Origin of the sequence: Acaryochloris sp. IP29b_bin.148 (assembly GCF_028285565.1) — a bacterium.
Taxonomy (GTDB): domain Bacteria; phylum Cyanobacteriota; class Cyanobacteriia; order Thermosynechococcales; family Thermosynechococcaceae; genus Acaryochloris.
In genome coordinates this window covers 1-8,144 of the sequence record NZ_JANQOY010000210.1, presented here as the reverse complement: position 1 = coordinate 8,144, position 8,144 = coordinate 1, and the positions used below count along the sequence as shown (strand labels likewise).

6 protein-coding genes are annotated in these 8,144 nt (G+C 48.7%); 1 reads left to right on the top strand and 5 read right to left on the bottom strand.

The genetic code is table 11. The features are described 5' to 3' along the window. Positions 1 to 166: 166 nt before the first annotated feature. From Q0986_RS19040 to Q0986_RS19020, 5 genes are all read right to left on the bottom strand, one after another. Positions 167 to 544 carry a hypothetical protein gene (locus tag Q0986_RS19040; RefSeq protein WP_299414412.1) on the bottom strand — a complete coding sequence of 126 codons (378 nt, stop codon included), beginning with the start codon at positions 542 to 544 and terminating at the stop codon, positions 167 to 169. Positions 545 to 870: 326 nt separating this feature from the next. Further along, positions 871 to 2,316 (bottom strand): MFS transporter, encoded by a 1,446-nt coding sequence (locus Q0986_RS19035; protein ID WP_299414410.1) that lies wholly within the window; start codon positions 2,314 to 2,316, stop codon positions 871 to 873. Positions 2,317 to 2,463: 147 nt separating this feature from the next. Then, on the bottom strand, positions 2,464 to 2,721 hold the full coding sequence (gene xseB / locus Q0986_RS19030) for an exodeoxyribonuclease VII small subunit (protein ID WP_299414406.1): 258 nt from the start codon (positions 2,719 to 2,721) through the stop codon (positions 2,464 to 2,466). Beyond that, positions 2,705 to 3,967 carry an exodeoxyribonuclease VII large subunit gene (gene xseA / locus Q0986_RS19025; RefSeq protein WP_299414403.1) on the bottom strand — a complete coding sequence of 421 codons (1,263 nt, stop codon included), beginning with the start codon at positions 3,965 to 3,967 and terminating at the stop codon, positions 2,705 to 2,707. Before xseA ends, xseB begins: the two co-directional genes overlap by 17 nt. Positions 3,968 to 4,041: 74 nt before the next feature. Then, a complete protein-coding gene (locus Q0986_RS19020; protein WP_299414400.1) occupies positions 4,042 to 5,976 on the bottom strand; it encodes a transglycosylase domain-containing protein in 1,935 nt (644 codons plus the stop codon). Positions 5,977 to 6,358: 382 nt separating this feature from the next. Here Q0986_RS19020 and tyrS point away from each other — a divergent pair, with 382 nt between their 5' ends. Continuing rightward, positions 6,359 to 7,573 carry a tyrosine--tRNA ligase gene (tyrS, locus tag Q0986_RS19015; protein ID WP_299414415.1) on the top strand — a complete coding sequence of 405 codons (1,215 nt, stop codon included), beginning with the start codon at positions 6,359 to 6,361 and terminating at the stop codon, positions 7,571 to 7,573. Positions 7,574 to 8,144: the final 571 nt, after the last annotated feature.

The window sequence follows — 8,144 nt, the reverse complement described above, 5'->3', positions numbered from 1 at the left end:
TGGCTGCCTCTTCAAAGGTGCGACAGAAATCATCGACATCGCAGAATATTTCGGTCACATCAAGGCGGGGTAAGCTGATAGACATGGCTGAGGTAAAGCGGTACGGCATACTGCAAATATATGCCCCAGTCTTTTCTCATGCCCTATTTCTTCGTCGAACTCACGTTTATTCAGATGTCAGATCTGAGTGGCAGGCTCGATACACTTGGGAATAGGTCTCAATCAAAGGCATCCCGTAAGCAGACACGGTGTGGAAGGCTTGACGATGAGAATGGAGCTGTGACTGAACGTAAGGACTTTGGGCGATCAGGGCACAGGCTTGCTCAGGTGATTCACCGTGCATCAGAGCTTCCGCCAACACTCCCCGATCCAGCGTTTGGCCCATGTCTGGGTAAAGAGCCACAATAGCGTAATAGTCATCGTAGGTTGAGCCGAGACAGTGAACCCCCAAATCTTGATGAGCCGCGTGTGCTAATTCAACGTAGCGATCGCGAATCCTAGAACAAGAGTGGGCTTGAGTATTCACCACAGCAGTCTCTTCCATTGCAGTATGGTCCTTAAGTACAGGGCAATTTAGGGGCGAAGTCAGTATCATCTCCAAATATTAGGGAAAGGATAGTTATCCCCAGTGATGAATAACTATCCTTGAGTGCAAGTGAGACTATCTCTGAGTGCAAGTGAGGTTAATCACTAAGATAGCCATGCGCTTACTGTCGCAGTTCCGACTGAAACCAAACATCGTGGAACTACGGAAGTCATTCAATGGATTTCAAATCATCAATACCGTCGTCCATCCGGCCCTAATTCGGTCGGTAGGAATCTCCGTAGAAATACGGTTGTTGTTGAAATGTAATATCGTCCCTCTACGGGTCAGGGGTCATCCATCACATCCATCTGGGGGGGAGCGGGATTGGAAGATGTCTGTAAACCCAAGCGTCTTTCCCGCAGCTTTAAGAGAATCTCAGCGTGGACTTCCCGGGAAATAGGATAAAAATAGGCCAGGAGTAACCCGATCAACAAAATCACAGTCGGCAACGGGCCAATAATGACGCGAATCGCAAAGAGCGCTTCAGGCGGCTGAGCCGGGATTGGCAATCCTGGGGCAGGCGTAATAAATCCTGAGGCATCCAGCGCTTGCCCGACCAGGAAAATGCCTAAGGCTAACCCCATTTTCTGCAGGAAAACCATAATGGCATAGAAAATGCCTTCTCGCCGTTCCCCTGTTTTGAGTTCATCTAATTCAATAACATCTGGCAGCATCGACCAGGGCACCAGGTAGGCCGTGGCCACCCCAACTCCGGAGATAACACTGAGGAAATAGAGGCCAACAATTTGACCAGGCTGCAAAAAAAATAAACCACCTTGAGCCATAATCCACAGCGACATTCCCAGAAAATACACCATCCGTTTGCCCATCCGTGCACTCACGGCTGTCCAGACAAATAGCATGACAATCGCAACCGCTTGGACCGTGAGCGCAATCCAAGTGTCACCGTCATATTCCATCCATTTGAGGACAAAGAAGCGAAGATTAGCAGCTGTGAGTTGAAAGGCTAACCAAGAACAAAAGTAAATGCCGATCACATACAAAAAGGGCCGGTTGGAGAAGGCAATTTTGACCTGAGCCAGGATTGGTAGGGGCTTAGCTGCTGTTTCTGGTGTATACCGTTCCTCTGTTCCCCAAACGCACCAATATAAGGGCAGGACCGACAAGACGGAACAGACTAATCCGAGAACCCAGTATTGCTGCGTTGGATCCGGAATGATGCCTTTAATCACAATTTCTAGCAGTAAAGCGAGGATGCTTCCCAGAATGGAAAAGGTGAAGCGGAAACTGTTCAGACTGGTCCGCTCATTAAAGTCCTGGGATATTTCTGCTGTTAACGCTGTGTAAGGAAGATTGACTGCTGTAAAGGCTAAATTAAACAGAATGGAGATAATAACGTAATACCAAAATAGCCCCCAGTTATTGTCAGCGACGTTATTACTGAAATGGGGAACGAGCCACTGTAAAAAGAAAAATAGACCAAAGGGGATCGACCCCATTAAAATCCAGGAGTGACGCCGCCCCCATCGAGAGCGAGTGCGATCGCTGAGCACACCAATGATCGGATCATTGATGGCGTCGCTCACTTTACCAATGGCGACGACGGCTCCAGCCATCCCAGGGTTTAAGCCAGCTACTTTGGTCAGAAAAAACAATAGGGAAAAAGCCAGTAGCGTTGCTGTAATGCCTGCCCCCATGTCACCTGCACCATAGGCGAGCTTGGTGCTCAGCTGTAATTTTTTAGAGTTGAGTATTGGTGCTTCAGACATGTGTGTGCGTGGCCATCTATGACCTTCAATTGTGCCTTACTCGCTGTCCCTTGCTATAGTTTCTTACCAAACTAAATGAATTTTGTGCCTCTCTTCGACTCAAGAGACAAATTGCAGGGAGCATGCTTGGAATCTGGTTGTTTTAGGCTAGAAATCGGAGTCCTCACCCAGCTCTTCGATCAGCAATTCCATTTGTCCTTGGCGATCGGCGAGGAATGTCTCACATTGCTGTAGGTAGGTAATCGCAACGGCAAACTTTTCGAAGACCTCGGCCAGATCGAGCTGCCCCATTTCAATCTCATTGATAATGGATTCTACGGTTTGGATGGTGTCTTCATACCGCCAGTTTGGCGGTATTTGGGGGTCTGTCTGAGAAGAAGGGGGGGCATCAGCGTTGGGAGTCATGATCCGATTTTAAAGCAGGGGGCTGTATAGACGAAACACGGGCGGTGAAGGTACCTTCAGCTAACTGAACCTGGAGTTCTTGGTTGATATGCAGGGTGTGGGTATGACGCACAATTTGCTGATCAGTCGTTTGGACTAGGGCATATCCTCGCTGCAAGACTGCGGAAGGATTCAGGGCTAGCAGCTGCTGTTGTAAGAGCTGTTGGTGCTGCTGGGCTTGTCCAAGGCGCTGTTTTGTTGCCTGGAGCAGTTGGCGCTGGAGGCGAGATCGCACCCTATCTTCCCGCTCTACCCGTCGATCGAGCTGTAAACGCTGTAAGCGCGTTTTCTGATGAAGTAGATGTTCATGGGCGAGATCGAGCTGACGGTTGAGAATAATATACAAGCGAGCAATACTGCTGCGGTAGTCTACCTGCCAATCGCTTAAACGTGGGATGTGCTCTGCGGCTGCCGTGGGGGTATGCGCACAAACATCAGCCACGAGATCGGCGAGGGTCTCGTCGCGTTGATGGCCAATGCCAGAGATGACGGGGATGGGACAGGTTGCGATCGCGCGCACCACCCGCTCATCATTAAAGCAAGCTAAATCTTCGATCGCTCCACCACCCCGCGCCACAATTAAAATATCTGCTCGACCATCCTTGATAATCCGCTCAATGGCCACCACAATTGCTTCAGGGGCCTGTTTTCCCTGCACTTGCGTGGGGGAGAATAGCACATGTAAGCCAGGATGGCGGGCCTTCAGCGTGCGCTGGATATCTCCCCAAGCTGCAGCTTGGGGAGAGGTGACAACCCCAACCGTTTGCGGATAGGACGGCAGCGCTTGTTTGTGGAGCGGATCAAACAGTCCTTCTTGGGTTAAGCGATCACGCAATTGCTGATATCGCAGCGACCGCAACCCTTCACCTGCAGGCAAAAGCTGCCAAGCGATCAGCTGATACTGTCCTCGCTGGGGGTACAACCGGATCCGGCCTAAAACAATGATCTGTTCTCCGGGTTCCGGCTCAACGACCAGCTGCTCACAATAGCTATTCCAAATGACACAGCGGATGCAGACTTGCTCTTGCGGATCCTGAAGTGTGAAAAAGAACCCACTCCGATGACGAACGGCACTGGAAACTTCCCCCTCCACCCAAACCTGCATCAATAACGCATCATCTTCTAGGAGGGCCTGGATATAATCCGTTAAACCTTTAACAGATAGGATGTCCGGTGGAATCAATAAATTGGGTTGATAGGATGTCATGCGCGGATTTCCCAGCCGATAGAAATAATGAGAACATCGTCCTTGTTACCCAAACCCATGCCATCTCAACAAGGTTATCCCCCTGGCTTCGGAAAACTACTGGGAGATTTAAAGTATTCAACTCGTTGATCAGCTAACGCTTTACTCATAAAATCACGCCATACAGGACCCGCATAGCTTCCTCCGGATGCCCCACGCCCCATCGGCGAGTAGTCATCATTACCAGCCCATACCCCCGCTGCGAGTTGGGGCACATAGCCCACAAACCAAACATCTCGCTCAGAAGAGGTGGTTCCCGTTTTACCCGCTGCCGGTCGTCCAATTTGAGCTGACGTTCCGGTTCCCCCATTAATCACAGCTTGCAAAGATTGCGTCAAGGAGGCAGAAGCCCACGGATCCAAAACCAACTTCGGTTGGGGCGTGTTATCTAACAACAATCGACCACTGCTATCCGTTACTTGTGCGATCGCAGTCGTCTCTGACTGCCAACCATTATTCGCAAACGTGGCATAGGCTGACACCATCTCTAAGGGGGTCAAATCTACGGAGCCCAAGGGCAAAGAAATCACTGGAGGGATGGGGCTTTTAATCCCTAATACACGGCAAATATCAATCACTTTCTCGACGCCCACCTTTTGACCCAGCACCACCGCTGGAATATTGCGAGAGGTGGCCAGCGCTTGGCGCAGTGACATGGACCCCCCGTAGGTTTTGTCATAGTTTAAGGGGGTATAGCCGCGTGCCGTACCATCATTAAATGTCACCTTCGTATCATTAATGACGGTGCTCGGTGTGTATTTCCCCGAGGCGAAGGCCGCATAATAAACAAAGGGCTTAAACGCTGATCCGGGCTGCCTAATCGCTTGTGTGGCTCGGTTAAACTCACTTTTCTTGCTGTCCACCCCCCCCACAATCGCCTTGAGAAAATGAGTTCGAGGATCTACAGCCACCAAGGCCATTTGATCTGCACTATAGGAGATGCGTTGTTGTCCCCAACGCACTGATTCTTCGGCAATTTCCTGGAGTTTTAAATCGATAGTTGTTTGAATCCTCATCCCGCCTTTGCTGAGGGCATCTTTGCCAAATCGCCGCGTGAGTTCCTTGACAACCGTATTCGTGACATAAGGGGAGCGACTGACTTGAAAAGAGGTGACTTTCCCAAATTTCAACGGTGTGTCCAGAGCCACTTTCTCTTCTTCTGCCGTGATCCAGTTCAGCTCTTTCATCCGATTCAGAACAACCGCTTGCCGCCGCTTGGCGATTTCGAGGGTCTCATCAGTGACTGAATCATAATCGAAAGGACTATAACTTTCAGGCGCTTGAATAATGCCTGCCATCATGGCCGCTTCTGCCAAGTTGAGTTCCGAGGACGATTTATCGAAATAACTCCGGGCTGCGGTCTCAACACCATAGGTATTATGTCCCCAATACACTTGATTGAGGTACATTTCCAAAATTTCGTCTTTTTTAAACAGCTTTTCCAAGCGCATGGCCAGGACCGCTTCCGATACCTTCCGACCTAATTCCCTTCTGGGCGTTAAGAACAAATTTTTGACCAGCTGCATCGTTAGGGTTGATGCTCCCTGGACCGTTTCTCCCTGCTGTAAATTCACGACCATGGCTCGTAAAATCCCGTAGGGATTGATGCCATCATGCTTGTAAAAATTACTGTCCTCAATCGCCAAAACCGCGAGTTTTAAATGGGGAGAAATGTTATCCAGAGGGACAACTTCGCGGTTTTCTTCATCGTGGAGACTGGCGAGGATTTTGCCGTTGATGTCATAAATATGGGTGGTCTCATTGGGGATATACCCCTTTAAAGACCGGACATCTGGCAAGTTACGAAAACTGATGGCTACCCCCATTAAGCCACCCGCTATTGCCGCACTGGCTAGCATGGTGGTGATCAAAATCGTTGAACCCGCTGCTTTCCCAATACCACCGATGAAACTCGTTTTTTGGGGTAAGCTTTGTGGGCGCTTTTGGCTGGCAGTTCGCGATAGGGACACAGCAGTTTTACATCCTTGAGAAAAAATGAGAGCAGTCACCACTCAGGCATTATCCTAGCAATTTTGCTCAGGTATACTACTTAGAAAGCAAGGAATGGATAGGGCTGAGCAGGGATGCGATGCCTTTCAATCGTGGCAGAACAGGAGACTCTCATTGTGTTTGAGCATAGCTTATCATCCTCGTCTTGCCACAAGACGTCAATTTCTTCCTTGAACATGAAATAAAGCCTGGACTGCTATTCTTATCGTTTATGCTCACAGCCATTCCCTTAAGATGAAAAGGGAGCATGGCAAGCTTAACGTTTGGTTGTTTACTGTTCCAGAGCTTAGGCGATTCCCCAATGTCCCTAATCTTGATCTGTTGTGCGCTCAAATTCAACTTATGGTAGATGCGGTATCTTCATTGCTCCAGCGGGGCGTTAGCGATATTTTCCCCTATGACGCTGAGTCCAAGGATACGGATGTTAATCTGGCCCGTAAATTAGACATAACGGATCGACCACTGCGGATCAAGCTTGGGATTGACCCCACAGGCACCGATTTGCATTTAGGGCATAGTTTACCCATTCGAAAGCTCCGCGCTTTCCAGGATCTGGGACACACAGCAGTCCTAATTATTGGTGACTTTACAGCTCGGGTGGGTGATCCAACAGGCAAATCTGAGGTGCGTCGACAGCTAACAGAAACAGAAGTTGCGGACAATATTCGCACCTATTTGGATCAAATCAAACCAATTTTGGATTTTGATACGCCCGGACGACTAGAAGTTCGTTATAACTCTGAATGGTTGGCCAAGATAGATCTGGCGAAGATCCTCGAATTGCTGACAACGATGACGGTGGGCCAAATGTTGGCCAAAGAAGGATTTGCTGAGCGCTACCAGCAGGGTACCCCCGTGTATTTACACGAATTTTTGTACCCGCTGCTACAAGGCTATGACTCAGTGGCAGTCCAAGCAGATGTGGAACTCGGGGGAACCGATCAAAAATTCAATATTGCCATTGGTCGAGATTTACAACGGCATTTTGGCTTAACCCCTCAATTTGGCCTCTTAACCCCCATTCTGCTGGGGACCGATGGGGTACAAAAAATGTCTAAATCTTTGAATAATTACGTGGGCTTGGCAGAAGATGCGGTCAGTATGTACTCCAAGCTGGAAAAAACGCCCGACGCCTTAATCAGTGAGTATTTTGAATTATTAACCGATGTGCCACTTCAGCAATTGCCCGCCAATCCCCGCGATAGTCAAAAACTTCTAGCCCATACCATTGTCAGCCAGTACCATAGCGAAGCTATTGCCACCGAAACCCAGCGATCGCTGGCCGCAATGGTAACCCAGGGAGATATGCGCCAAACCGCCGTTATTCCGGAGTATTCATTGGCTGATGTTACATTCCCGGCAAAACTGTTCTATCTTCTGAGTGCAAGTGGCTTATGTGCATCGAGTAGCGAGGCTCGTCGTCAAATTAAAGGGGGAGCCGTAAAATTAGATGGCTCGAAGATCACCGATGTGGATCAAACCCTGGCCGTACCAGAGGATCTAATCGGTCATGTTTTGCAAGTTGGCAAAAAGAAATTCATCCGCTTTATTCAATAAGCTACTCTTCTATCGGTACATGCGATTGAAGCGCCAGTCAATGCAGGAGGAATCAGCGATATCGGCATCATCAGTTGTTGTCAGCAGAAAAGCACGTTCGCTGGGATAGCAGGGTAAAACATTTGTATTGTTTATTGGGTGTGTTATCCGTAATCTACGTATTTACCCTGATTTGCTGGGGACTGATCTTGAATTATGCTTGTGCGTAGATAATGAGAAGTCTTGTTCTTACTTCGTTTAATATAAAGATTGAACCAAATGATAGGTGGACCTCAACTCGCTAATTTTTTATTAGTGTTAGCGATTTACCCCAGGTAAAGCTGATCTGCCTTATGTTTTTGGTTCTATTTTAGTGCTGGCACTCTGGACCATGAGCCCAAAAGGATGGCAGCTTGTTGATTTAAAGCGAAATTCTCGTAAAAATACGGAGTATTCAAAGTTAGCTAGATAGTCTTAACAGGGAATCCTTGAGTGAAGAGCTGTGGGTCTCATGGAGGTAAAAGGGAAAAGAGACATGACAACAGTAATGGTAGTTGATGACAGCCCCACTATGCGTGCCATGCTGACAGAT

What these genes read in the sequence shown, in the direction of transcription:
- Q0986_RS19040 (WP_299414412.1), bottom strand. Translation starts at nt 544, where the DNA reads ATGGAAGAGACTGCTGTGGTGAATACTCAAGCCCACTCTTGTTCTAGG.
- Q0986_RS19035 (WP_299414410.1), bottom strand. Translation starts at nt 2,316, where the DNA reads ATGTCTGAAGCACCAATACTCAACTCTAAAAAATTACAGCTGAGCACC.
- xseB (WP_299414406.1), bottom strand. Translation starts at nt 2,721, where the DNA reads ATGACTCCCAACGCTGATGCCCCCCCTTCTTCTCAGACAGACCCCCAA.
- xseA (WP_299414403.1), bottom strand. Translation starts at nt 3,967, where the DNA reads ATGACATCCTATCAACCCAATTTATTGATTCCACCGGACATCCTATCT.
- tyrS (WP_299414415.1), top strand. Translation starts at nt 6,359, where the DNA reads ATGGTAGATGCGGTATCTTCATTGCTCCAGCGGGGCGTTAGCGATATT.